This is a genomic window from Ectothiorhodospira mobilis, assembly GCF_900114895.1.
Taxonomy (GTDB): Bacteria; Pseudomonadota; Gammaproteobacteria; order Ectothiorhodospirales; family Ectothiorhodospiraceae; genus Ectothiorhodospira; species Ectothiorhodospira mobilis_A.
In genome coordinates this window covers 240,367-264,974 of record NZ_FOUO01000002.1, presented here as the reverse complement: position 1 = coordinate 264,974, position 24,608 = coordinate 240,367, and the positions used below count along the sequence as shown (strand labels likewise).

At 69.1% G+C, this 24,608-nt stretch carries 20 protein-coding genes; 8 read left to right on the top strand and 12 right to left on the bottom strand.

Annotated features, from left to right (window positions below; genetic code table 11):
• Positions 1 to 68 precede the first annotated feature (68 nt).
• The 3 genes from cydD (at position 69) to BM214_RS02590 (ending at position 3,755) form a co-directional block, all read left to right on the top strand.
• Positions 69 to 1,715 carry a thiol reductant ABC exporter subunit CydD gene (gene cydD / locus BM214_RS02600; RefSeq protein WP_244887818.1) on the top strand — a complete coding sequence of 549 codons (1,647 nt, stop codon included), beginning with the start codon at positions 69 to 71 and terminating at the stop codon, positions 1,713 to 1,715.
• Positions 1,712 to 3,421: a thiol reductant ABC exporter subunit CydC gene (cydC, locus tag BM214_RS02595; protein ID WP_090483633.1), complete on the top strand. Its 1,710-nt coding sequence runs from the start codon at positions 1,712 to 1,714 to the stop codon at positions 3,419 to 3,421. The genes cydD and cydC overlap by 4 nt, the downstream gene beginning before the upstream one ends.
• A 139-nt stretch (positions 3,422 to 3,560) precedes the next feature.
• Positions 3,561 to 3,755, top strand: a complete 195-nt coding sequence (locus tag BM214_RS02590) for a hypothetical protein (protein WP_090483632.1) — start codon at positions 3,561 to 3,563, stop codon at positions 3,753 to 3,755.
• A gap of 37 nt (positions 3,756 to 3,792) precedes the next feature.
• On the opposite strand, the gene BM214_RS02585 is transcribed toward BM214_RS02590, so the two are convergent.
• The gene (locus BM214_RS02585) at positions 3,793 to 5,184 is read right to left on the bottom strand and encodes a leucyl aminopeptidase family protein (RefSeq protein ID WP_090483631.1); all 1,392 of its coding nucleotides are present in this window, start codon (positions 5,182 to 5,184) and stop codon (positions 3,793 to 3,795) included.
• A 223-nt stretch (positions 5,185 to 5,407) separates the two neighbouring features.
• On the opposite strand from BM214_RS02585, the gene BM214_RS02580 reads away from it, so the two are divergent.
• Together BM214_RS02580 and BM214_RS02575 are read left to right on the top strand one after the other, a co-directional pair.
• Positions 5,408 to 6,331 carry an ABC transporter ATP-binding protein gene (locus BM214_RS02580; RefSeq protein WP_090483630.1) on the top strand — a complete coding sequence of 308 codons (924 nt, stop codon included), beginning with the start codon at positions 5,408 to 5,410 and terminating at the stop codon, positions 6,329 to 6,331.
• Positions 6,328 to 7,101: an ABC transporter permease gene (locus tag BM214_RS02575; protein ID WP_090483629.1), complete on the top strand. Its 774-nt coding sequence runs from the start codon at positions 6,328 to 6,330 to the stop codon at positions 7,099 to 7,101. Before BM214_RS02580 ends, BM214_RS02575 begins: the two co-directional genes overlap by 4 nt.
• A gap of 6 nt (positions 7,102 to 7,107) precedes the next feature.
• On the opposite strand, the gene BM214_RS02570 is transcribed toward BM214_RS02575, so the two are convergent.
• Positions 7,108 to 8,958 (bottom strand): sensor domain-containing diguanylate cyclase, encoded by a 1,851-nt coding sequence (locus BM214_RS02570; protein ID WP_090483628.1) that lies wholly within the window; start codon positions 8,956 to 8,958, stop codon positions 7,108 to 7,110.
• 167 nt (positions 8,959 to 9,125) lie between these two features.
• Between BM214_RS02570 and ettA the strand changes: the two genes are divergently transcribed.
• The 3 genes from ettA (at position 9,126) to BM214_RS02555 (ending at position 12,232) form a co-directional block, all read left to right on the top strand.
• On the top strand, positions 9,126 to 10,793 hold the full coding sequence (gene ettA / locus BM214_RS02565) for an energy-dependent translational throttle protein EttA (RefSeq protein WP_090483627.1): 1,668 nt from the start codon (positions 9,126 to 9,128) through the stop codon (positions 10,791 to 10,793).
• An 11-nt stretch (positions 10,794 to 10,804) separates the two neighbouring features.
• Positions 10,805 to 11,290 (top strand): DUF2721 domain-containing protein, encoded by a 486-nt coding sequence (locus BM214_RS02560; RefSeq protein WP_090483626.1) that lies wholly within the window; start codon positions 10,805 to 10,807, stop codon positions 11,288 to 11,290.
• Between the two features lie 66 nt (positions 11,291 to 11,356).
• Entirely contained in the window at positions 11,357 to 12,232 is an 876-nt protein-coding gene (locus BM214_RS02555; protein ID WP_425319151.1) for an ATP-binding protein, read from the top strand.
• 99 nt (positions 12,233 to 12,331) lie between these two features.
• Here BM214_RS02555 and thrC read toward each other — a convergent pair whose 3' ends face one another.
• From thrC to BM214_RS02505, 10 genes are all read right to left on the bottom strand, one after another.
• Positions 12,332 to 13,474, bottom strand: a complete 1,143-nt coding sequence (gene thrC, locus BM214_RS02550) for a threonine synthase (RefSeq protein WP_090483624.1) — start codon at positions 13,472 to 13,474, stop codon at positions 12,332 to 12,334.
• Between the two features lie 43 nt (positions 13,475 to 13,517).
• On the bottom strand, positions 13,518 to 14,828 hold the full coding sequence (locus BM214_RS02545) for a homoserine dehydrogenase (protein ID WP_090483623.1): 1,311 nt from the start codon (positions 14,826 to 14,828) through the stop codon (positions 13,518 to 13,520).
• Between the two features lie 78 nt (positions 14,829 to 14,906).
• Positions 14,907 to 16,058 (bottom strand): HD domain-containing phosphohydrolase, encoded by a 1,152-nt coding sequence (locus tag BM214_RS02540; RefSeq protein ID WP_090483622.1) that lies wholly within the window; start codon positions 16,056 to 16,058, stop codon positions 14,907 to 14,909.
• Positions 16,059 to 16,082: 24 nt separating this feature from the next.
• Positions 16,083 to 18,527: a hybrid sensor histidine kinase/response regulator gene (locus BM214_RS02535; RefSeq protein WP_090483621.1), complete on the bottom strand. Its 2,445-nt coding sequence runs from the start codon at positions 18,525 to 18,527 to the stop codon at positions 16,083 to 16,085.
• Positions 18,528 to 18,544: 17 nt separating this feature from the next.
• The gene (locus tag BM214_RS02530) at positions 18,545 to 20,302 is read right to left on the bottom strand and encodes an ATP-binding SpoIIE family protein phosphatase (protein ID WP_090483620.1); all 1,758 of its coding nucleotides are present in this window, start codon (positions 20,300 to 20,302) and stop codon (positions 18,545 to 18,547) included.
• A gap of 10 nt (positions 20,303 to 20,312) precedes the next feature.
• Positions 20,313 to 20,618 (bottom strand): STAS domain-containing protein, encoded by a 306-nt coding sequence (locus tag BM214_RS02525; RefSeq protein WP_090483619.1) that lies wholly within the window; start codon positions 20,616 to 20,618, stop codon positions 20,313 to 20,315.
• A gap of 82 nt (positions 20,619 to 20,700) precedes the next feature.
• The gene (locus BM214_RS02520; RefSeq protein WP_090483618.1) at positions 20,701 to 21,753 is read right to left on the bottom strand and encodes a protein-glutamate methylesterase/protein-glutamine glutaminase; all 1,053 of its coding nucleotides are present in this window, start codon (positions 21,751 to 21,753) and stop codon (positions 20,701 to 20,703) included.
• A gap of 51 nt (positions 21,754 to 21,804) precedes the next feature.
• Entirely contained in the window at positions 21,805 to 23,010 is a 1,206-nt protein-coding gene (locus BM214_RS02515; protein ID WP_090483617.1) for a methyl-accepting chemotaxis protein, read from the bottom strand.
• An 80-nt stretch (positions 23,011 to 23,090) separates the two neighbouring features.
• Positions 23,091 to 23,699, bottom strand: coding sequence for a chemoreceptor glutamine deamidase CheD (cheD, locus tag BM214_RS02510; RefSeq protein ID WP_090483616.1), 609 nt, complete (start codon positions 23,697 to 23,699; stop codon positions 23,091 to 23,093).
• 10 nt (positions 23,700 to 23,709) lie between these two features.
• Positions 23,710 to 24,537 carry a CheR family methyltransferase gene (locus BM214_RS02505; RefSeq protein WP_090483703.1) on the bottom strand — a complete coding sequence of 276 codons (828 nt, stop codon included), beginning with the start codon at positions 24,535 to 24,537 and terminating at the stop codon, positions 23,710 to 23,712.
• Positions 24,538 to 24,608 lie beyond the last annotated feature (71 nt).

Below are 24,608 nucleotides of genomic sequence, written 5' to 3'. Positions count from 1 at the left end.
ACGCCAAACCGACGCCGGCCGTCCCGCCGCGACAGGCCCGCCGCTGGCTCCAGGGGCATGTGGGTGCGGTGCGCCCCCTGCTGGGGGGTGCCACCGCGGCCGGTGTGCTGGCCGGACTGCTGGTCATCCCCCAGGCGGGGCTCATGGCCTGGATCCTGGACCGGGCCATCGCAGGGCAGCACCCCCCGGCGGCGCTGCTGACCCCCTTCCTGCTGCTGGCCGGGGTCATGTGCCTGCGGGTGCTCCTGGGTTGGGCCCGGGAGACGGCGGGCCTGGCGGCGGCCCTGCGCATCCAGGGGCACCTGCGGGACCACTTGTTTACCCATCTGGCCCGACTGGGGCCGGTGCGCCTGGCGGACCGGCACAGCGGCGCCCTGTCGGCGGCCCTGGTGGAGCAGGTCGAGGCCCTCACCGGCTACTACGCCCGCTACCTGCCGCAACAGGCCGTGGCCCTGGCCGTCCCCGCCGCCATCCTCATCGCCGCCTTCACCCAGGACTGGGTGGCCGCCCTCATCCTGCTCTTCACCGCCCCCCTGATCCCCCTGTTCATGGCCCTTTTGGGCATGGGGGCGGAACAGGTGAGCCGTGAGCAGCAGGAACAGGTGGCCCGGCTCGGGGGACACTTCCTGGACCGGCTCCAGGGGCTGACCACCCTGCGCCTGCTCAATGCCCAGGACCGGGCCGCCGAAGAGGTGGCCCGGGCATCGGAGGGCTACCGCGCCAGCACCATGAAGGTGTTGCGGGTGGCCTTCCTCTCCTCGGCGGTGCTGGAATTCTTCAGCGCGGTGGCCATCGCCCTGGTGGCCATGTACGTGGGCTTCGGGCTCATCGGCTATCTGGACTGGGGCCCGGCGGAGGAACTCACCCTCTTCTCCGGGGTGTTCGTCCTGCTCATGGCCCCGGATTTCTTCCAGCCCCTGCGCCAGCTGGCCCAGCACTACCACGACCGGGCCTCGGCCCTGGGCGCGGCCCAGACCCTGATGCCCCTGCTGGAGCGAAGGGCGCCGGATCTTCCCGCCTCCGGGCGCGGGGCGCACCAGGGCCAGGGTGCGGCCATCCACCTGCAAGACGTGCATCTGCGCTTCGACGGGGATCGCCGTGCGCTGGAGGGGGTGGACCTGTCCATCGCCCCCGGTGAGCGGGTGGCCCTGGTGGGCCCCAGCGGCGCAGGCAAGTCCAGCCTGCTGCACCTGCTGGCCGGTTTCATCGAGCCGGACCGGGGCCAGGTCCGTGTGAACGGGGAGGCCCCCGACCCGGTGGCCCAGGCGGCCTGGGTGGGCCAGCGCCCCCATGTCTTTGCCGGCACCCTGGCGGACAACATCCGCCTGGGGGACCCCGGGGCCTCCGAGACGGCGGTGGAGGCCGCGGCCCGGGACGCCGGGGTACTGGAGTTCGCCGCCGGCCTGCCCCAGGGCCTGGACACCCCCCTGGGGGAACGGGGCCATGGCCTCTCCGGCGGCCAGGGCCAACGGGTGGCCCTGGCCCGGGCCGCGCTGAAACGCGCCCCCCTGTGGCTGCTGGACGAACCCACCGCGGGCCTGGACCCGGACACCGAGGCCCGGGTGCTGGCGGCCCTGGAGCGCTCCGCCACCGCCGGGGCCACCGTGCTCATCGCCAGCCATCATCCCCGGGTCATGGCCTGGGCCGACCGGGTCGTCACCCTGCAGGACGGTCGGGTGGTGCGGGACACGAAACCCCTGGGGCGGGATCGATGAGGGATCTGGCGCCCTTCCTCCGGCTCGCCCTGCCGCGTCTGCCCTGGTTCGGCGGCGGTCTGCTGCTGGCAGTGCTGACGGTGCTGACCTCGGCGGGGTTGCTGGCCCTGTCCGGCTGGTTCATCACCGCCTCCGCCCTGGCGGGCGCGGGGCTGCTGGCGGGCCTGGATGTGTACCGTCCCGCCGGGGGTATTCGGGCCTTTGCCATCACCCGCACCGTGGCCCGCTACACCGAGCGCCTGGTGAATCACGAGGCGGTGCTGCGCCATCTGGCGGACCTGCGGTGCTGGATCTTCCGCGCCCTGGCCCCCCTGGACCCGGCCACCCTGGCCCGGTTCCGCTCCGCCGACCTGCTGCAGCGCCTGGTGGGGGACATCGACACCCTGGACGGCCTGTTCCTGCGGGTGATCACCCCCACCCTCACGGCGGCCGTCACCCTCATGACCGGGGCCGTCTTCCTGGGCTGGCTGGCCCCGGCATCCGCCCTCTGGATCGTGGCCTGGCTGTCCCTGGCAGGGCTGTTGCTGCCGGCCCTGGCCCTGGGCCTGGGCCGGGGCGCGGGGCGGGCACGTACCGGGGCCGCGGCGCAGGTGCGCGAACATGCCGTGGAGGGGGTCCAGGGCCTGGCGGAACTGCGGGTCTTCGGGGGCCTGGAGCGCCAGGCACAGGCCCTGCGGGAGGCGGAGCAGACCCGGGCCCGGGCGGAGTTCGCCCTGGGCCGTTGGGGCGCATTGGGGGATGCCGCCGCCACCCTGGTGGGTCTCGGGGCCGTCTGGCTGGCCCTGTGGCTGGGCGCCGGCTGGCTGGCCAGCGGTGAGATCGGGGCGCCACTGGTGGTGCTGGTGGTGCTGGGGGCCCTGGGCCTGGGGGAGGCGGTGGCCATGCTCCCCGGGGCCTATCAACGGGTGGAACAGATGCGCGCCGCCGCGCGCCGTCTCCTGGAGGTGGCCCACACCCGCCCTGCCCTGCCGGAACCCCCATGCCCCGTCTCCCCGGGGGATCGGGGTGCACTGGCGCTGCAGGAGGTGACGCTGCGCTACCGGGAGACGGCCGCCCCGGTCCTGGACCGGGTGTCCCTGGAGGTGAACCCCGGGGAGATCGTGCTGGTGACCGGCGAAAGCGGTGCCGGCAAGACCAGTCTGGCCTCGGTGGCTCTGCGCCTGGTGTCCCCCCAGTCCGGTGAGGCTCGTTTGGGGGGGGTGCCGGTGGCGGATATGCGCTACCAGGACCTGTACAACCATGTGGGCGTGCTCACCCAGGAGACGGTGCTCTTCGCCGACAGCATCGCCGCCAACCTGCGCCTGGCGGATCCGAAGGCGGACGATGCCCGTCTTCACCGGGCCCTCCACCTGGCGGGGCTGGACGATTTCGTGGCCACCCTGGAACAGGGGCTGGATACCCCCGTGGGGGAAGGCGGGGCCCTGCTCTCCGGCGGCCAGGCCCGGCGCCTGGCCCTGGCCCGCCTGATCCTGCGCGAACCCCGGGTGGTGATCCTGGACGAACCCTTCCGGGGACTGGATGGCGCCACCATCGCCCGCCTGCGCAGCCGGCTCACCCCCTGGCTGGCGAGCCGTGCCACCCTGGTGATCGCCCACGAAGCGGCCATGGCCCCGCCGGCGACGCGGCATTACCGGCTGCAGGGCGGACGCATTGAAGCGGTGGAGATCGCATCGGCATCGGCGTCGGCCCCCTCTACGGCGGGGTGAAGGGCGCGGCGCGCCCAGGACCCGGCGGACCTGTGCGCGACCAGCGCAAGGGGGCAACCAGCTCCCGGGCCCGCTTTTCCTTTGCAGCGTAAGAGTCCCATGGCCTGAGCCATGGGAGGATATCCAAGAGGAGGTTGAGATGAGCGGATGGGGCTGCCCCCACGAGAGCAAGGGCCGTTGCGGCAGGCTGAACGATATTCCCTGCGAGCCGGGCATGAAGGGCTGCGTGCTGGCGGGGCGCTTCGTCTTCAGCGACCCGTCCAAGAACACGGCCCGGGCCCTGCGGGAGAAGGCGGACGATTCACTCCAGGAGCGCCTGAAGGAGAAGGGATGAAGGCCTCCCCCCTGCGGAGCCCGTGCATCCAACCCCTTCAGCGGCGGTAAGAATCCTCCAGCCATTGGAAGGCGGCGCGCAGGCCCATGGCCTCGCCCCCCTTGGGCCGTCCCGGCCGGTGGCGGGTGTTCCAGGCCATGACATCGAAGTGCACCCAGCGCGGGCCGGCGGGCACGAAGCGCTGCAGGAACAATCCGGCGGTGATGGCCCCGCCGTAGGGGCTATGGGCACCGTTGCACACATCCGCCACACTGCTCTCCAGCAGGGCGTCATAGGGGGTATGCAGGGGCAGACGCCAGCAGGGGTCGTCCACGGCAGCGGCGGCCCGGTAAAGGCCATGGGCCAGGTCCGGATCTCCGGTGAAGAAGGCGGCGATCTCGGTGCCCACCGCCACCCGGGCCGCACCGGTGAGGGTGGCGAAGTCCAGGATCACCTCCGGCGCCTCCTCCCCGGCCCGGGCCAGCAGATCGGCCAGTACCAGCCGGCCCTCGGCATCGGTGTTGTCCACCTCCACACGGAGTCCGGCGCGGGTGGGCAGGACGTCCCCGGGACGGAAGGCGTCGCCGGAGATGGCGTTCTCCACCGCCCCGATGAGCACCCGCAGGTGCACCGGCAACCCCGCGGCCATGACCAGGCGGGCCAGGCCCAGCACATGGGCCGCGCCCCCCATGTCCTTCTTCATCCACCGCATGCCGTCGGCGGACTTGATGTCCAGCCCGCCGCTGTCGAAACAGACCCCCTTGCCCACCAGGGTGATCCGGGGATGGGCCGGATCCCCCCATTCCAGGTCGATAAGCCGGGGGGCATGGGCACTGGCCCGGCCGACCCGGTGGATGGCCGGGTAGTTCTCCCGCAGCAGGTCCTCCCCCACCACCTGGGACACCCGGGCCCCGTAGGCCTCGGCCAGGGCCTCGGTGGCCGCACCCAGGTGCTCCGGCATCATGTCCTCCGCCGGGGTGTTGATCAGGTCCCGTACCAGGGATACCGCCGCCACGGCATCGCGCAGGCGCACGATCCCCTTCGGGGCCAGCCCCGGGAGATGCAATTGCGGCACGGGCCGGTCGCAGCGCCGGTAACGGTCAAAACGATACCCGCTCAGCCCCCAGCCCACGGCGGCCTGCAGGAGCCGTGATTCAGGCCAGTCCCGGGGTGGGGCGAATACCCCTTCCTGCAACTGCCCGGCGGCCGCGGCCAGGGACCAGGTATCCCCCTCCGGGGAAGCCCCCACCAGGACCTGGCCGATACCGCCTTCCTCGTCCGGCACGGTGAGCACCTGCTCGGGACGCGCCTTGAAGCCGGCCGCCGCCACCCACTGCCGCACCCGCTGCGGCTGTCCTTCCAGCCAGACGGTCAGGCCCTCCGCCTCCAGCGGCAGCAAAGGGATGGCCGGGGTCTCGGGGGTATCGGCCGTGACGAAGCAGTCGTTCATAACATCCTCGGGGATGGGCGTGGGGTGAAAGGAGACAGTGTACCCCGGGGCGCCAGCCCGCCTTCAAGCGGATCCCATGGGGAGGACGGGTGCGGTGGAGGGATCCGCCAAGCCATCCGGCCGCCCCCCACCGGATCCGGCCGCGATGGATTGGCCCCGGATCCGCCCGGGCGGGTAGAATGAAGGGTTTCCACAGGCCCGGGACCCGATCTTCACCCTCATCATGCCCAGCGCACTCTCCATCCGCCAGCTCACCAAGACCTACCGCAACGGCTTCGAGGCCCTCAAGGGCATCGACCTGGACGTGGAGCCCGGCGACTTCTTCGCCCTGCTCGGACCCAACGGGGCCGGCAAGTCCACCACCATCAGCATCGTGGCCTCCCTGGTGAACAAGTCCGGCGGCAGTGTCTCCATCTTCGGCCACGACCTGGACCGGGACATCCACGCCGCCAAACGCTGCCTCGGGCTGGTGCCCCAGGAGTTCAATTTCAACGTCTTCGAGCCGGTGGAAGAGATCGTGGTGAACCAGGCGGGGTATTACGGCATCCCCCGCCGGGAGGCCTGGAAGCGGGCGGAGAAGTACCTGGTGGAACTGGGGCTGTGGGACAAGCGCAAGGGCATGGCCCGGATGCTCTCCGGGGGCATGAAGCGCCGCCTGATGATCGCTCGCGCCCTGGTGCACGAACCCCGGCTGCTGATCCTGGACGAGCCCACCGCCGGGGTGGACATCGAGATCCGCCGCTCCATGTGGTCCTTCCTGCGGGAACTGAACCGCGAGGGGTGCACCATCATCCTCACCACCCATTACCTGGAGGAGGCGGAGAGCCTGTGCCGCCACATCGGCATCATCGACCAGGGGCGGATCATCGAGAACACCACCATGAAGGGGCTGCTGTCCAAGCTCACCACCGAGACCTTCATCCTGGACCTCAGCGAGCCCTTGATGCACCTCCCGGATCTGCCCCATCACCGGCTGCGCTGGGTGGACGAACTGACCCTGGAGGCGGATGTGGACCGGGACACGAGCCTCAACCAGTTGTTCCTGGACCTGAACCGGCAGGGCATCCAGGTGCGCAGCATGCGCAACAAGTCCAACCGACTGGAGGAGCTGTTTATGCACATGGTGAACGGGAGCCGCAATCCATGAACGCCCATGCCCAATGGATCGCCTTCAAGACCATCGTCCTCAAGGAGATCCTGCGCTTCTCCCGCATCTGGATCCAGACCATCCTGCCCCCCATGATCACCACCAGCCTCTATTTCATCATCTTCGGGGGGCTGATCGGCGGGCGCATCGGCGAGATGGAGGGCATCCGCTACATGGACTTCATCGTCCCCGGCCTGATCATGATGGCGGTGATCACCAATGCCTACTCCAACGTGGTGTCCTCCTTCTACAGCTCCAAATTCCAGCGTCATCTGGAGGAGATGCTGGTCTCCCCCGTACCCAATTACCTGATCATCCTGGGTTTTGTGGGCGGCGGCGTGGCCCGGGGTCTGGCCGTGGGGGCGGGGGTGACCCTGGTATCCATGTTCTTCAGCCCGCTCACGATCCACGACCCGCTGGTGGCGGGGACGGTGGTGCTGCTCACCGCCGTGCTCTTCTCCCTGGCGGGGCTGATCAACGGCGTCTTCGCCCGCAGCTTCGACGACATCTCCATCGTCCCCACCTTCGTCCTCACCCCCCTCACCTACCTGGGTGGGGTGTTCTACTCCATCACCCTGCTGCCCCCCTTCTGGCAGGACGTCTCCCTGCTCAACCCCATCCTGTACATGATCAATGCCTTCCGCTACGGCTTCATCGGCCTGTCGGACATGGGCCTGGCCCTGTCCTACGGCATCATCCTGGGGTTTGTCCTCGTGCTCTTCATGACGGCCCTGTACCTGCTGGACCGGGGGGTGGGCATCCGAAATTGACGGCCCTCAGGCCCCGGCGGGATCCGGGGTCCGGTCATCGGGGTCCGACGCTGGACCGGCCGGCCAGAATCGGGCCTTGCCCCGGTGCTTGGCGCAGTACAGGGCCTGGTCCGCGCTGCCCATGAGGGCCTCGTAGCCGTCGCCGTCTTGCGGATACAGGCCGATGCCGATGCTGCAGCCGATGCGCAGGACCCGGCCCTTGATCTCCACGGGCCGGCTCAGGATCTCCAGGATCTTGGTGGCCACCTCCCGGACCCGGTCCCTGTGCTCCAGGTCCTCCAGCAGCACCACGAACTCGTCCCCGCCCACCCGGGCCACGGTGTCCGAGGCGCGCACGGCGCCCATGAGGCGATGGGCCACCTCGCACAGCATCCGGTCCCCGGCATCGTGGCCCAGGCGGTCGTTCACCGGCTTGAAATCGTCCAGGTCGATGAACATCAGGGCCACACCGTGGCCGCTGCGCCGGGCCTGGGCCAGGGCATGCTCCACCCGATCCCGCAGCAGACTGCGGTTGGCCAGCCCGGTGAGGGGGTCGTGCAGGGCCATGTGGCGCATGTCCTCCTGGGCCTTCTTGCGCTGGGTGATGTTCACCGCCAGCCAGAGCACCGCCGGGCGCCCCATGACCTGCGCGTCCAGGGGGGTGGCCCGGCCCTCGAACCACTGGGGCCCCACGGGACCGTTGGACTCATCCAGGCCCACATCCGCTGCCGCCAGGGTGTACTCCAGGGTCTGGGTCTGCCCCGTGGCCAGTACCTGGCGGATGTGGTCCAGGAACAGCCGGGCCTTGTCCGCCGGAAGGACATCCTTCACGGAAAGCCCCACCAGGCCGTTGTAGTCCTGGTGGTACCCCGCCTCGTCCGTGCCGCCGAAGATCTCCAGGTAGCGGCCCTGGGCGTCCAGGATGAAGAAGATATCGGGCATGGCCCGGATGATGGCCCGCAGGCGCTCCCCCTGGGCGCGGTAACGGCGCTCGGATTCCCGCAGGCGCAGGGCCTGATAGGTGAGATTCCAGCTCAGCAGCCCCGCCATGAGCACCAGCACCCCGCCCGCCAGATACCAGGCCCCGGGGCGACCGGTCCAGGCCGCCCAGCCCTGGCGCGGACGCGCGGCCATCTCCCAGCGCCCCCCGGTCACCGCCACGGCCTGGCGCACCGTATTCCCGTGAAAGAGCGCCGGGTCACCGTAGAAGACCGCCCCTTGAGCCCCCAGGCCGTCGCGGCCGCGCAGGGCGATCTCCAGGCGCCGTTGCACATCCCCAAGCCGGGCGCGGCCCTGGATGGCCTCCAGGTTCACCGGGATGCTGCTCAGCCCCCAGTAACGCCGCCCATCCGGCCCCTCCAGGTAGACGGGGGTGCGGATGAGCAAGGCCTGACCGCCCTGCCGCAACGGCCAGGGACCGGCCAGCACGGTGCGGCCCTCGGCCATCATCCGCCGCACCGAATCCCCCTGCTCCGGGTGGTGATAGAGATCCATCCCCAGGACCGCCTCGTTGCCCTCCCGGGGGTAGACGTAACGGATGACGTTATCCGGGGCCAAAGTGATATTACGGATGACATCCGGTCGGCGGGCATGGAGCGCGGCGGCGATGTGCTCGAACTCTTTCCGGTCCAGATCGGGGTGGATGCCGGCATAGGTGGACAACACCAGGGTCAGGTGCACGGTGGCGCTGAGTTCCCCCTCCAGGCGCGCCCGGTAGGTGGTCAGTTCCTGGAGCACCCGGGCCCGGGCCTGATCCTCCAGACGATGGGCCCAGGCATTGTCCGCCACCCAGAAGGCCCCGGCGGTGAGGGCCGCCCCCAGCAGGCCCGCGGCGAGGGCCTTGTAAGCACAGGGATGGGAGAAGGGGTTGGGGGGCATGGCAAACGCAAGGGGTGGACTGGATCCAGTGTACCGCGGTGCACCGCATCATGGCGATCTTCACCAGCGCGGTCGTCGCCCCCAGGCACCGTCTGGAAAGAACGGCGCGAGTCCGGGATAATGGGCGGTCACGCGCAGTCACGATCCATTCCCCAGACAGGTTTCTTATGGCCCAGTACATCTACACCATGAACGGTGTGGGCAAGGTCGTCCCGCCCAAGAAGGAAATCCTCAAGGACATCTCCCTGAACTTCTTCCCCGGCGCCAAGATCGGGGTGCTGGGCTACAACGGCGCGGGCAAGTCCACCCTGCTGCGCATCATGGCGGGCGTGGATCAGGAATACGTGGGCGAGGTCCGGGCCCAGCCCGGCATCAAGATCGGCTACCTGCCCCAGGAGCCGCAGCTGGACCCGGACAAGGATGTGCGCGGAAACGTGGAGGACGGCGTCGCCGAGATCAAGGCCCTGGTGGACCGGTTCAACGCCATCGCCGAGGCCTTCGCCGATCCCGACGCCGACTTCGACAGCCTGCTGGCGGAGCAGGCCCAGCTCCAGGACCGCATCGACGCCGCCGGCGCCTGGGACCTGGAGCGCAAGCTGGAGGTGGCCGCCGACGCCCTGCGCCTGCCCCCCTGGGACGCGGACGTCACCCGGCTCTCCGGTGGTGAGCGCCGCCGTGTGGCCCTGTGCCGCCTGCTGCTCTCCGCCCCCGACATGCTGATCCTGGACGAGCCCACCAACCACCTGGACGCGGAATCCGTGGCCTGGCTGGAGCGATTCCTGCAGGAATTCCCCGGCACCGTGGTGGCCGTGACCCACGACCGCTACTTCCTGGACAACGTGGCCGGCTGGATCCTGGAACTGGACCGGGGGCACGGCATCCCCTGGCAGGGCAATTACTCCTCCTGGCTGGAGCAGAAGGAGAAGCGCCTGGAGATCGAGGAGAAACAGGAAAACGCCCGCCGCAAGAACATGGAGGCGGAGCTGGAATGGGTGCGCAGCAACCCCAAGGGGCGCTCCGCCAAGAGCAAGGCCCGGCTCAAGCGCTTCGAGGAGATCTCTTCGCAGGAATACCAGAAGCGCAGCGAGACCAAGGAGATCTACATCCCGCCGGGCCCCCGCCTGGGGGACGTGGTGGTGGAACTGGATGGGGTGACCAAGGCCTACGGCGACCGGGTGCTCTACCAGGACCTGTCCTTCAGTATCCCCCGGGGCGGCATCTTGGGGGTCATCGGCCCCAACGGCGTGGGCAAGTCCACCCTCTTTCGCATGATCGTGGGCCAGGAGAGCCCGGATGCCGGCAGCATCCGCGTGGGGGATACGGTGGATGTGGCCTACGTGGACCAGAGCCGCGACGCCCTGCAGGACGAACGCAGCGTCTGGGAGGAGATCGCCGATGGCCAGGACATCATCCACGTGGGCAACTACCAGATGCCCTCCCGGGCCTATGTGGGCCGCTTCAACTTCAAGGGCAGTGACCAGCAAAAGCTCATGAAGGAGCTCTCCGGCGGGGAACGCAACCGCGTGCACCTGGCCAAGCTGCTGCGCAGCGGCGGCAACCTGCTGCTGCTGGACGAACCCACCAACGACCTGGACGTGGAGACCCTGCGCGCCCTGGAAGAGGCCCTGCTGGACTTCCCCGGCAGCGCCGTGGTCATCTCCCACGACCGCTGGTTCCTGGACCGCATCGCCACCCATATCCTGGCCTTCGAGGAGGACGGGAACGTGGTGTTCTTCGAGGGCAATTACCAGGACTACGAGGAAGACCGGCGCAAGCGCCTGGGCACCGACGCGGACCAGCCCCACCGGGTGAAATACCGCCGGCTGGAGGCCTGAAGGAGCAGCCCATGGCCCCGCAGCCCTCTCCGGCGGAGATCTCCCAGGTCATCCAGATGTCGGTCGCCCCGGTCTTCCTGCTGGTGGGGGTGGCCGGGTTCGTCAACGCCTTCGTCGCCCGTCTCTCCCGGGTGGTGGACCGGCGCCGCCACCTGGCGGGGCTGCTGCGGGCCCCGGATCCGGAGCGTGAGGCCCTCATGCTGGAGGAGGTGGCCATCCTGGACCGGCGCGCCCGGCTGGTGCACATCGGCATTACCCTGAGCATCACCACCGCCCTGCTGGTGTGCCTGACCATCATCACCGTATTCCTGGAATTCTTCCTGGAGATGGCCCAGCCCCAACTGGTGGGGGGGTTCTTCGTGCTGGCCATGCTCTGCCTGGTGGGATCCCTGGTGGCCTTCCTGCGGGAGGTCTTCCTGGCCATCCGCAGCCTCAAGTTGAGCCATCGGGACACCACCGGTTCCCGCCGTCCCCCTGCGGACGGCGAGATCCCCTAAGCCTCGCCGCCATTTCGGATCCGATCTGCACAGGATATGACATCGCGCCAAGACCCGAAGGACGAGATGCAGCGCTTCAGCGCCCTGCTGCAACGGGCGGAGGCCGTGCTGGCACGGGTGGAGACCCTGTTGCCGGGGCCCGCGCCGGAGCCGGACTGGAACGCCCCCGCCTTTCGCTGGCGGGAGGGAGGCCTGCAACCCATCCACCACGTCGCCCCCCTGGAGCTGGAGGACCTGCTGCACCAGGACCGGCCCAAGGCCCTCCTGGAGCGCAACACCCGCCAGTTCCTCCAGGGGCTTCCGGCCAACAACGCCCTGCTCTGGGGGGCCCGGGGCACGGGCAAGTCCTCGCTCATGCGGGCCCTGCTCACCCGCTACCGGGGGCAGGGGCTGCGCCTGGTGCAGACGGATGCCCAGGCCCTGGTGGACCTGCCCCGCATCGTCGCACCACTGCGGGACCGTCCGGAACGCTTCATCGTGTTTGCAGACGACCTCTCCTTCGAGGCGGACGAGCCCGCCTACAAGGCCCTCAAGGCCACCCTGGACGGATCCCTGGAGACACCGCCGGAGAACGTGCTCATCTACGCCACCTCCAACCGGCGCCATCTCATGCCTGAGCGCATGGCGGACAATCTGGAGGCGCGCCGGGTGGACGACGAGATCCACCCCGGGGAGGCGGTGGAGGAGAAGGTCTCCCTGTCGGAGCGCTTCGGGCTCTGGCTCTCCTTCCACCCCTTCTCCCAGGCCCAGTACCTGGACGTGGTGTCCCATTGGCTGGGGCGCCTGGGGGGCGGCTCCCTGGACGAGGCCTGCCGCAAGGAGGCCCTGCAGTATGCCCTGCTGCGGGGCTCCCGCAGCGGCCGCGTGGCCTGGCAGTTCGCCCGGGACTGGACCGGCAGGCAAAAGACGGCGCAGGCAACGGACCGGGACGGACGGCCCTGATCCGCGGCCAGGGGCCGCGGATCAGGGCGGCATAGGGACGGAACCCGCCTGCACGGGACGGCGGGGACGCCACCCCGTGCAGGCCGGCGTGGGGGGAGATCAGTCCAGCTGGTCCAGGATGGCCCGCTTCACCGCATCCAGATCGGCCTCCACGGTGAGGGGCGGCCGGCTGCCCTGGCGGATGGCCGTCTCCGGGTCCTTCAGCCCCTGCCCCGTGAGGGTACAGACGATGCTGGATCCCTCGGGGATGCGGCCGTTTTTCACATCCCGCAGGGCGCCGGCCAGGGAGGCGGCGGATGCAGGCTCGCAGAAGACCCCTTCCCGTTCGGCCAGGAGCTTCTGCGCCGCCAGGATCTCCTCGTCGCTGCACTCGTCGAACCAGCCCCCCGACTCTTCCTTCACCTTCCAGGCATAGTCCCAGGACTGGGGATGGCCGATGCGGATGGCCGTGGCCACCGTTTCCGGGTTGTCCACCATATGGCCGCGCATGAAGGGGGCGCTGCCGCTGGCCTGGTAGCCCAGCATCTTCGGGCGGTTGCCCACCACGGCCCCGCCGGCGTACATGCAATGGCCCTTGCAGAAGCTGCAGGCCTCGGTGACATGATCCCCGGAGGCGGAGGAGTACTCGCAGTAGCCGATCCAGTGGGCGGTGATGTTGCCGGCATTGCCCACGGGCAGGCAGTGGTAGTCCGGGGCCCGCCCCAGTTCCTCGACGATCTCGAAGGCCGCCGTCTTCTGCCCCTGCAGGCGGTAGGGGTTCACGGAGTTGACGATGGTCACCGGCGCCGCCTGGGCCATCTCCTTCACCAGACGCATGCCGTCGTCGAAGTTGCCCTTGATCTGCAGCACCGTGGCGCCGTGCATCATGGCCTGGGCCAGCTTGCCCTGGGCGATCTTGCCATCGGGGATGAGCACGAAGGCACGGATGCCGGCGCGGGCGGCATAGGCCGCGGCGGAGGCGGAGGTGTTGCCCGTGGAGGCGCAGATGATGGCCCGCGCCCCCTCCTCCACCGCCCGGGTGACGGCCATGGTCATGCCCCGGTCCTTGAAGGAACCGGTGGGGTTCAGGCCCTCGAACTTGACGTAGATGTCCACGTCCCGGCCCAGGGTGCGGGGGATGTTGTTGAGGCGGATCAGGGGGGTATTGCCCTCCCCCAGGGCGATGACGCGGGCGTCGTCATGCACCGGCAGGCGGTCGCGGTAGCGTTCGATGATGCCGGTGTAGCGGGAACGGAATGGCATGGTTCGGATCTCGGTCAGGCTGCGTTGGGACGTTGCGGCGGAATCAGCGCAGGGCTTCCATGCGGATGCGCTGCACCGGGGCGATGACACTGGACAGGGCCTCGATGCGGCCGATGGCCTGATCCAGATTCCCCTCGCGCACGCGATGGGTGAGCAGGATCACATCGGCCTCGTGGGTGTCCTCGTCGGGCTCTTTTTGCAGGATGGCCTCGATGCTGATGTCCAGATCCGCCAGGATGCGGGTCACGTCGGCCATCACCCCGGGCTGGTCCACCACCCGCAGGCGCAGATAGAAGGCCGTCTCCACCTCGTCCATGGCCAGGATGCGGGTGTCGGCCAGGGCGTCCGGCTGGAAGGCCAGGTGCGGCACCCGGTTCTCCGGATCGATGGTCAGGGCCCGCACCACGTCCACCAGGTCCGCCACCACCGCCGAGGCGGTGGGCTCGGCGCCGGCCCCGGCGCCGTAGTAGAGGGTCGGCCCCACGGCGTCGCCCCACACCAGCACGGCGTTGAGCACCCCGTCCACATTGGCGATGAGGCGCCGCTCGGGGATGAGGGTGGGATGCACCCGCAGCTCGATCCCCCGCGGACTGCGCCGGGCGATGCCCAGGTGCTTGATGCGGTAGCCCAGTTCACTGGCGTAGGCCACGTCCTCCCGGGAGATGCCGGTGATGCCTTCCATGTACACCCGGTCGAACTGCAGGGGTACGCCGAAGGCGATGGAGGCGAGGATGGTGAGCTTGTGGGCGGCGTCCACCCCCTCCACGTCGAAGGTGGGATCCGCCTCGGCATAGCCCAGGCGCTGCGCCTCGGCCAGGACATCGTTAAAGTCGCGGCCCTTGTCCCGCATCTCCGTGAGGATGAAGTTGGCGGTGCCGTTGATGATCCCCGCCAGCCATTCGATGCGATTGCCCGCCAGCCCCTCGCGGATGGCCTTGATGATGGGGATGCCGCCGGCCACGGCGGCCTCGAAGGCCACCATCACCCCCTTCTCCTGGGCCCGCTGGAAGATCTCGTTGCCGTGGTGGGCGATCAGGGCCTTGTTGGCGGTGACCACGTGCTTGCCCTGATCGATGGCCCGCAGCACCAGTTCCCGGGCCGGGGAGAGACCGCCGATGAGTTCGACGATCACCTCCACCTCGGGGTCTTCCACCACCTCGAAGGCGTCTTCGGTGAGGCGCATCCCGGTGGTGTCCAGATCCCCCAGGCTGTCCAGATTGCGGGCGGCGGCGGCGATGATCTCGATGCCCCGGCCGGCGCGGCGGGTGATCTCGTCCCGGTTGCGCGTGAGTACACGCACCGTGCCGCCACCCACGGTGCCCAGACCCAGGAGGCCAATCTTGACGGGTTTCAACAGCGAACTCCTTGTGGATTGGAAACGCGGAAAAGGGGGGATTATAACGGAATCCGCCGGCGCCCATCAGGACCGCCGTCAATCGCCCTGGGCATCCGCTGCCTCGGGGCAATCCCCGTCCTTGCTGCATTCCTCCGGGAAACGGTCCCGGATGGCCAGGATCTCCGGCACCAGGCTGAAGAACAGCTCCGTGAGCCGCGGATCGAAGTGGCTTCCGGCCCCTTCCCGGATCAGGTCCAGGGCATCCTCCACCGGCCAGGCGGGCTTGTAGGGCCGCCAGGAGGTGAGGGCATCGAAGACATCCGCCAGGGCGCAGATGCGCCCCACCATGGGGATGCCCTCCCCGGACAGGCCGTTGGGATAGCCACTGCCGTCCCAGCGTTCATGGTGGGTCAGGGCGATCTCCTGGGCCATGTGCAATAGATCGGAATCGTCGCCGCTAAGGATGTCCACGCCGATGGTGGTGTGGGTCTTCATGATCTCCCACTCATCGGGGGTGAGCCGGCCCGGCTTGAGCAGGATTCGGTTGGGGATGCCGATCTTGCCCACGTCGTGCATGGGGCTGGCATGCAGCAGGCGCTCGCAGGTGCCCCGGCTCCAGCCCAGGTGGCGGGCCAGCAGCACGGCGATATGGCTCATGCGCAGGATGTGGCAGCCGGTCTCGTTGTCCCGGTATTCCGCCGCCCGGCCCAGGCGCTGCACCACCTGCAGGCGGGTGCGGCGGATCTCCTCGGTGCGCTCGTGCACCAGCTGCTCCAGCATGTCCTTCTGTCCGTGGGTCATGCGGTGGGCCAGTTGCACATCCAGCATGTTGCGCACCCGGGCCAGCACCTCGGCGCGATCGAAGGGCTTGCCGATGAAGTCCCGGGCGCCGCCGTTGAGGGCCCGCAGCATGTAGTCCCGGCTGTGCTGGGCGGTGAGCACCAGGATGGGGGGCACCAGGGGATCGTTCAGGGCCGCGAACTGTTCCATCACCTCGAAGCCGCTCATGTGGGGCATCTTGATGTCCAGCAGGATCAGGTCCGTGGGGGCCTTGCGGTAGGCGGCCATCACCTCCCGGGGGTCCTGGATCAGCACCAGGTTGTGATACCCCTCGGTGCGCAGCAGGCGGTCCATGAGGATCAGGTTGGCGCGCTCGTCGTCCACCACCAGGATGCGGGCGGACTTGCCCTCGGGGTCATAGGGGGGGGCGGGGGTGTCGTCGCGCGGATTCAATGCGTCTTCTTGCATCTGGGATGGCTCCGTTTCGCCGCCTCACGCCGGTCTGGAGTTGCGCTGCATGAGATCCTCCAGGGTCTCCAGCAGGGTGGTCAAATGCAGCGGCTTGGTCAGGTAGGCATCGAACCCCGCATGCATCCCACGGTCCCGGTCCTCCTCCCCGGCGTGGGCCGTGAGGGCCACCACGGGGATATCGCCGGTGCGGGGGTCCCGCCGCAGTCGGGACAGCACCTGATAGCCGTCCATGCCCGGCAGGCGGATGTCCAGGAGGATGACCTGGGGGCGATATCGCCGGGCCAGTTCCAGTCCTGCCTGGGCGTCCCGGGCGCTGAACACCTGCATGGACTGGCCCGAGAGCAGACGTTCCAGGAGCCTGAGATTGGAGGGATGGTCCTCGATCTGCAAGACCCGGCAGACCCTGGCCCGCCTTTGCGGGGCGGAGGCGGATGCATGCCCCGCCTCCCCCTCCGACGGGGGATCGCCGGGGTCCGCCATAGGGACCTCCACCCAGAACAGGCTGCCCTCGCCGACGCGGCTGGAGACCCCCATACGCCCGCCCATGGCCTCCGCCAGCCGCCGGCTGATGGCCAGCCCGATGCCCGTCCCCTCCTCTTCCTCTGCCGCCCCGTCGCTGGCGGAGGTGATGCGGGTAAAGGGCTGGAAGAGTTCCTCCAGACGATCCTCCGGGATCCCCGGCCCGGTATCCGCCACACCGATACGCACCGCGCCGGGGAGGCGGTCGGAGAGCCCCAGGTCCAGATACACCCGGCCCCCGCTGCGGTTGTACTTGATGGCGTTGGAGAGCAGGTTGATGAGGATCTGCTTGAGGCGGATGCGGTCCGCCAGGACGGCCACATCCCCCAGGCTGCCGGTCTCCAGCGCCAGGCCCTTGCGGTTGGCCAGGGGCTCCACCATGGCGATACACTCACCCACCAGCTCGCGCAGATCCACGGGCCCGAGGGAGAGCTCCATGCGGCCCGACTCCACCCGGGCCAGATCCAGGACCTCATTGATGAGATCCAGCAGGTGCTTGCCGCCGCGCAGGATCTCCTGGACGCTTTCCCGTTGCGCCTCGCTCAGATCGGACTCCAGTTCCAGCAGTTGCGCGAAGCCCAGCACGGCGTTCATGGGGGTGCGCAGTTCATGGCTCATGCGGGAGAGGAATTCGGACTTGGCCTGGTTGGCCCGTTCCGCCTCCTGTTTCGCCTCCCGCAGGGCCCGCTGGGTCTCGAAATGCTCGGTGACGTCCTGCTGGATGCCCACGTAGTGGGTGATGGTGCCGGCATCGTTGCGCACCGGGGCGATGCTGAATTCGTTCCAGAACATGCCCCCATCCTTGCGGTAGTTGCGCAGCAGCACCCGGGCGGGACGCTCCTCGGCCAGGGCGCGCCGGATCTCGTGCACCCCCTCCTGGTCGTTGTCCTCCCGCTGCAGGAAGCGGCAGTTATGGCCGATGACCTCGTGGGGGGCATAGCCCGTCATCTCGCAGAAGGCGGGATTGACATACACCAGGGGCATGTCGGGACGGGTGGCATCGGCGATGGAGATGCCGTCGACGATGGCCTCCATGGCCCGGGTCTGCCAGCGCAGGCGCTCCTCCAGCCCCTGGCGCAGGGCCACGCCCAGGGATCGCCCGCCCTCTGCGCAGCGCCGGGCCCGGCGCAGGGCCAGGCGCACCTGTCGCAGCAGTTGCGTCGGCGTCACCGGAGGCGGGAGCATCTCATCGGGGCCTTCGAGCGCCCCGGCGGCCCGCTCCAGTTGCACGGCGTTGGCGCCGGCCAGCAGATACTGGCGGTGGGCCTGATGCTCATCCGACTGCCAGAGCCGGATCAGATTCACCGCATCCACATCCAGGTGGCTGCCGTCCAGCACCACCACCTCGGCGGGGAAGTTCTGCATCTGTTCCGCGGCCTGGTCCGGGGTATCCGCCAACTGCACCGCCAGCCCCGCCCCGGCCAGGGTCTCCCGCCAGGGGGTAAGGGCATCGTCATCCTGACCCAGCAGGAGGACGTGCCCCGTGCGCGGCAGGGCCTGGTGGAGAACGGCCCGCAGGTTGCGCAGCAGGTGGCCGGCACGCACCGGCAGGCCGAGACAGCGGCTTACCCCCAGTTGCATGAGCTCCAGGCGCTGTTCCAGGGCGCGACGGCGCGACAGCACCAGCAGCGGCAGGGAGGCGGGACGGCTTTGCAGCACCGCCTCCAGGAAGGCCCGCTCCGCCGGGGCATCCGGCAGCATCGAGGTGTCCACCACCAGGGCCTGGAGGGGATCCAGGGCCGAGGCATTCCAGCGGCCGGGATCCCCTTCGTTCAGGCGGTGGGGCTGGCAACCCACGGCCGTAAGCAGGCGCTGCACCGCCCCGGGGTTCCCGGGCTGGAGGCGCTCGGTGAGGGACGGGGACCGCCCGTCCTCCGGGCAGGGTGGGGTCTTCCCCGCGCCCACCGCGCAGAACCCCACGCGATAGCCGGAGAGGACCTTTCCCATCCAGTTGTTCGGATCTTCTACGTGCATCGGTAGACCGCCTCGACCCTGGAGCCCCCCGCGTCGAACTCCACCGACTCACACAGGCTGCGCACCAGGGCGATGCCCCGCCCCCAGGGCCGTGCCGGATCCTGGGCCACGGGCTGCCAGGCTTCAGCGTCGAACCCTTCCCCGGTGTCGCTGATGCGGATGCGGACCGCCCCGGCCTCCTCCTCTCCCGGTTCGTAGGCGATGCGGATCTCCACCCGGCCCCGGGGGCCCGCCTCCAGCCGTTCCGCGCGGCGCTGGTAATAGCTGGCGAACCCCTCCGGATGGGCCTTCATGGGGGAGTGCAGCTTCAGGATGCCGTGCTCCAGGGCATTGGAATAGAGCTCGTTGACGATGGTCTCCAGGGCCCCGGCGCAATCCTCCAACCCCTCCAGGAGCCCCAGCCCCCGCAGCACGGAACCCACCGATGGCAGATCCCCCAGGCGTTCATCCTCCAGCACCAGGCTCCAGGTCCAGCCCCCGCGGGGCGTGTGCGTCCCCTCCTGCGGCTCCACGGGACGGGGCTGGAACAGGTCCCCGTCCAGGGGGACCTCCACCACGGCCACGTCATCCTCCGGTTCGGCCCCGTCACAGTGCCGATCCAGGGCCTCGCACAGGGTGGGCAGCACGGGCCGGTTCCAGGACCAGCCCGAGAGCACTCGATCAAAGCCGGCGTCCAGGAACTGCACCCCCTCGGCATTGCGCGCCTCCAGCAGGCCGTCGCTCATGAGCAGGAGGTGATCCCCCTCGTTCATGGGGACGCGCCGCGGGCATTCGCGCGCGGGCAGGGACGGCAGGATCCCCAGCGGCATGGCGTGGGAGGAAAGCTCCCGCAGCCCCTCCCGGGTGCGCAGCCAGGCGCTGGGCATGCCGCCGTTCCACCAGCGCAGTTCCCCGCCTCCGCCCGGCAGGGTGATGAGGCAGGCGGCCATGAAGCGATCCGCCGGCAGCATCTCGTGGAGCTTGCGGTTGAGTTCCTCCAGTACCTGCTCGTCGTCCAGCCCCTTGCGGGTCATGGTGCGAAAGGCATCGGAGACCGGCAGGGCGCCGATGGCCGCCGCCAGGCCGTGGCCAGTGAAGTCCCCCAGGAGGATGCGCAGGCCGCCGTCCGGCAGGTGCTGGGTCAGCAGCAGGTCGCCGTTGAAGGTGGCGGCGGAGCGCTGCACGATCTGCAGGCGTTCCGTGGCCACATTGCGCTGGTTCACCGCGCGGCTGAAGATGCGCTCGGCCAGGGTCTGTTCCTGGCGGTCCTTCTCCAGGAGCTGGGCCAGGGCCCGGTTCTTGGCGGCGATGGTGCGCTGCAGGTCCCGCACCCGCTCCATGGCCACGATGCGGGCCTTGAGGATGCTGAAGTTGAAGGGCTTGGTGAGGAAGTCATCGCCCCCGGATTCGGTGCAGCGCACCAGGGACTGCTCGTCATGCAGGGCCGTGAGGAAGATCACGGGCACAAAATCCATGCCTGCCAAGGCCTTGATGCGCCGCGTCGCCTCGAAGCCGTCCATCTGCGGCATCATGATGTCCATGAAGACGATATCCGGCCGGCACGCCTGGAATTGCGCGATGGCCTGCTCCCCGCCCGAGGCCTCCATGACCTCGTCAAAGCCCTCCTTCTTCAGCATGCGCGCCAGCAGCCGCCGGTTGGTGGGTTCGTCGTCCACCACCAGGGCGATTCCCCGGGAGGCGCGGGGGGGGGACACGGCGCTCCCTGCCGCCTCGGTACGGATCTCGGGGGATGGGGGCGAGAGCGTCATGCGTGGGGCATCACTCCAGGGTGAAGAGGCGGTCGAAATGGGCGATCTGGAGCACCCGCTGCACGTCCGCGCTGCAGCCGCGGATGCTCACCCGGGCCGAGTCTCCGCCGGCGTGCTCCCGCAGCAGGAGGAGCATCCCCAGGGCCGAGCTGTCCAGGTAAGTGGCCTCACTCAGATCCACCACGTAGCGCCGGGTATTGGGGGGGATATCCCGGTAGGCATCCCGGAACTGCTTGTGCTGGGCGAAATCGAAGCGCCCGCCGACGGTGATGGTGACCAGATTGGATTGCTCGTCCACTTGGGTCTGGATGCTCATGATGTGACTCCGTGCTCACTCTGCGGGATCATCTCAGATTTCGGGGCCGGGCGGCAAAGTTTTGCCCCCCGGAAAGAGGGGGTCAGCGGGAGGCCTTCAGCAGGGCCTCGGCGATGCGCGGCAGGGGCAGGACCTGGCTGGCGGCCCCGCGTTTCACCGCCTCCCCGGGCATGCCCCAGACCACGCTGGTGGCCTCATCCTGGGCCACCGTGACCACCCCCATGGCGTGCAGCTCCTCCAGCCCGAGGACACCATCGGCCCCCATGCCGGTGAGCAGGGCGGCGCAGGCGTTGGTCCCGGCGGCCTGGGCCACGGAGCGAAAGAGCACGTCCACGCTGGGACGGTGGCGGTTCACCGCCTCCCCGTCACTGAGGCGGCAGATGTAACGGGCCCCGTCCCGGGCCACCAGCAGGTGACGGTTGCCCGGGGCTACGTAGGCGCAGCCCGCCATGAGCCGCTCACCGTCCTCCGCCTCCTTCACCCGGATGCCCGCCAGGCGGTCCATGCGCGCCGCCCAGGCGCCGCTGAACCCCGGGGGGATGTGTTGGGCCACTACCACCGCCGGGCAGTCCGCCGGCAGGGCCACGAGGACGTCCTTGACCGCCTCGGTGCCGCCGGTGGAGGCGCCGATGGCGATGAGGCGGTCGGTGGTGCGCAGGCGCACGGCCTGCCGCCGGGGCAGGACCGCATCCACGGAGTGCTTCGGTGGCGGCTGTCGGCGGGCGTGGATGTTCACCGCGGCCGCCGTGCGGATCTTCTCCACCAGCTCGTCGCGATAGCCCTCCAGCCCACGGGCCATATCCAGGGCGGGCTTGGTGACGAAATCCACCGCCCCCAGTTCCAGGGCCTGGAGGGTGACCTCGGCCCCCCGGGCGGTGAGGGAGGATACCATGACCACCGGCATGGGGCGCAGACGCATGAGGTTGCGCAGGAAGGTGAGCCCGTCCATGCGCGGCATCTCCACGTCCAGGGTGAGCACATCCGGATTCAGGGCCTTGATGCGCTCCCGGGCCACGTAGGGATCCTGGGCCGTGCCCACCACTTCGATCCCCGGGGCGGTGCCCAGGATCTCCTTGAGCACCTTGCGCACCAGGGCGGAGTCGTCCACCACCAGGACGCGCACCGGCCTATCCACGCGCCGCCCCCCGGGGATGGGTGATGCATACCCGCATCAAGGGCCGCATCCTCAAAACAGCTCGATCTCGCCGCCGCCCATGGAGGTCTGCTGTACCGGCTTATGGGCGGCCTCGCGCAACTCCTCCCGCAGGGACTTCAGGCGGGCCCGGGCCTGTTCCACCTGGTCCCGGGAACGGCCGGGTTCCACCAGGGGCAGCTGGCGCAGCTCGGCGACGAAACGCTCCATGAAGTCGATGCGCATCTGCGCCCGTTCCAGCACCTGGCGGGTGATGTCCTCGAACTGCAGCAGGCGCACGGCGGCATTGACGCTGTCCTGCACCTGCTGCGCCTGCTGGCTCATCTCGTCCAGCCCCTGGGACATGCGCTGATTCAACTGCTGCACCTGGCTCATCATCTCGTCCATGCTCCCCTTGGCGCTGATGGAGGTGTTCATGTCCTGGGAGGCCATGCGTCCCACCACGTCCCGGGTATGGCCGAAGAGCTGATTGGCCTTCTCCACATGCTCGCGGATCTGCTCGTTGAAGCGGTCGGAATCCCGCGAGAGTTTGCGCACCTCCTGGGCCACCACGGCGAAGCCGCGGCCCGCCTCCCCCGCCCGGGCCGCCTCGATGGCGGCGTTCAGGGCCAGCAGGTTGGTCTGGCCGGCGATGTGTTTGGCGCTGTCCAGGAGCTCGAAGATCTGACCCATGAGGGTGGCCAGGTCATCCACCTGGTGGGCCACCTCCACGGAGTGCTTGCCCATGTCGATGAGCATCTGCACGTTCTGCCCCAGGACCTTCTCGTTCTCCTGGATGAAGGCGTCCATGTCGATGCCCTGGCCGTCGCCATCCTCGTCCCCGGCTATGCCGTGGAAGAGCTGCACCGCCAGGTCGCGCTGATTGCGGGTGGAATCGTTCAGGGTGTGGAAGCTGTTCTGCAGATCCCCCGCGGCGTTGTGCACCAGGTCCTTGGCCTGACTCACCAAGTCACGTAATTCCGAGGTCTCCGGGGCGATGAGGGCATCGATCTCCACCACCAGGTCCCACAGCTCCCGGTCGGAACCCTCGCGCAGCGCGGCGCCGCCATCCGCGGCCTGGGCCTCGGGGGCCTCCCGGCGCGGGGGGCGCAGCCCCAGGGAGACCGGCCAGGCCAGGGCCGCCAGCAGCACACCGAGCCAGCCGGGCAGCAGCCCCACGAGGGTCAGCACCCACACGACGGCGCCTGCCGCGGCCGCCGGCCAGTGGTGGCTCAGGATCTCCTTGATCGTCCCGTGCATGTCCCCTCTCCTCGTCGCATCGATATGGCGGATCCACGCCCCTCCCCCGACCCGCACGGGGAAGGCAGCGGCCATGGGTTTTAGCCGAAAAGCTCCACCTCGCCGGCCACCGGGGCCTGGCGCAGCTTGCGGCTGTAGTTCATCTCCCGGGCGATGATGGTGTCGTTGTGCAGGGTGCGCAGCTTCTTCACCAGTACCCTTCCGGTGGCGGGAAAGAAGTAGACCTTGCGCGGGTGATTCCCCAGCAGGTCCTTGGCCGCCACGGGGATCCCCTCCATGCGCAGATACTCCAGGATGAAGCGGGCGTTGCGCTCCCCCACCACGTTGGTCTTGAACCCCGGCAGCACATTGCCCCCGCCGAAGACCTTGGCCTCCAGATCGGCGCGCCGGGCCCCCAGCTTGAGCAGCTGGTTGATGAGGATCTCCATGGCGTAGTCTCCATAACGCATGGAACTACCTACACGCTGATCTTCTTCCCGCTTGTCGTCCGGGAGCATGAAATGGTTGATGCCGCCGATGCCCCGCACCCGGTCGCGCACACAGGCACCGATGCAGGATCCCAGCACCGTCACCATGAGCAGGTCCCGGTTGGAGACGTAGTATTCCCCCGGCAGGATCTTGACCGCGTCCATCTCGAAGTGGCGGTCATAGTACAGGTTCGGGGCCAATACCTCCTCGAAGGCCGTCATCCGGGCATCCTCATGACCGGGGCACCGGGACGCATACCGTCTTGCCCCGCAGGCGGAACAGATCGGCGGCATGGGCCAGGCTCTCCGAGTGCCCCACGAACAACAGCCCGTCGGGCCGCAGCTGGGGATGGAAGCGGGCCAGCAGCCGGTATTGCGTCGGCTTGTCGAAGTAGATCAGCACGTTGCGGCAGAAGATGGCATCGAAGGGCTCCTTCAGGGGCCATTCCGATCCCAGCAGGTTGAAGGGCTTGAAGGTCACCAGTTCACGCACCTGGGGCTTGACCCGCACCAGCCCCTTCATCCCCCCCTTGCCGCGCAGGAAGTAGCGCTTCACCTGGGCCTCGGGCATCCGCGCCACGCGTTCGGCGGGATAGATCCCCTCCTCGGCGTGCCGCACCACCTGGGTATCCAGGTCGGTGGCCAGGATGCGCACCGGGGGCTGCCGGTCGCCAAAGGCCTCCATGAGGGTGATGGCGATGGAATAGGGCTCCTCCCCCGTGGAGCACCCGGCGGACCAGATGCGCAGCCCCCGGCGCTCGCGCCGATGGGTCTCCTGGGCATGTTCCTGGAGGATCGGGAAGTGATGCGCCTCGCGGAAGAAGGAGGTCAGGTTGGTGGTCAGGGCATTGACGAAATGCTGCCACTCCTCTGACTGCACCTCCAGGCGGTCCAGGTATTGCGCGAAGGAATCCAGGCCCGTGACGCGCAGCCTGCGCGCCACCCGGCTGTAGACCATGTCCCGCTTGCCCGTATGCAGGGAGATCCCGGCATGTTCGTAGATCAGGCGGCGGATGCGCTGGAAATCCGCATCCGAGAACGCGAATTCCCGTTCACGCATGGTGGCCATCCCCGCGCTGCAGGTCCCGGCGGCATGGGCCGGGTACCGGGTTCCCTTTCAAGCTCCCAAGC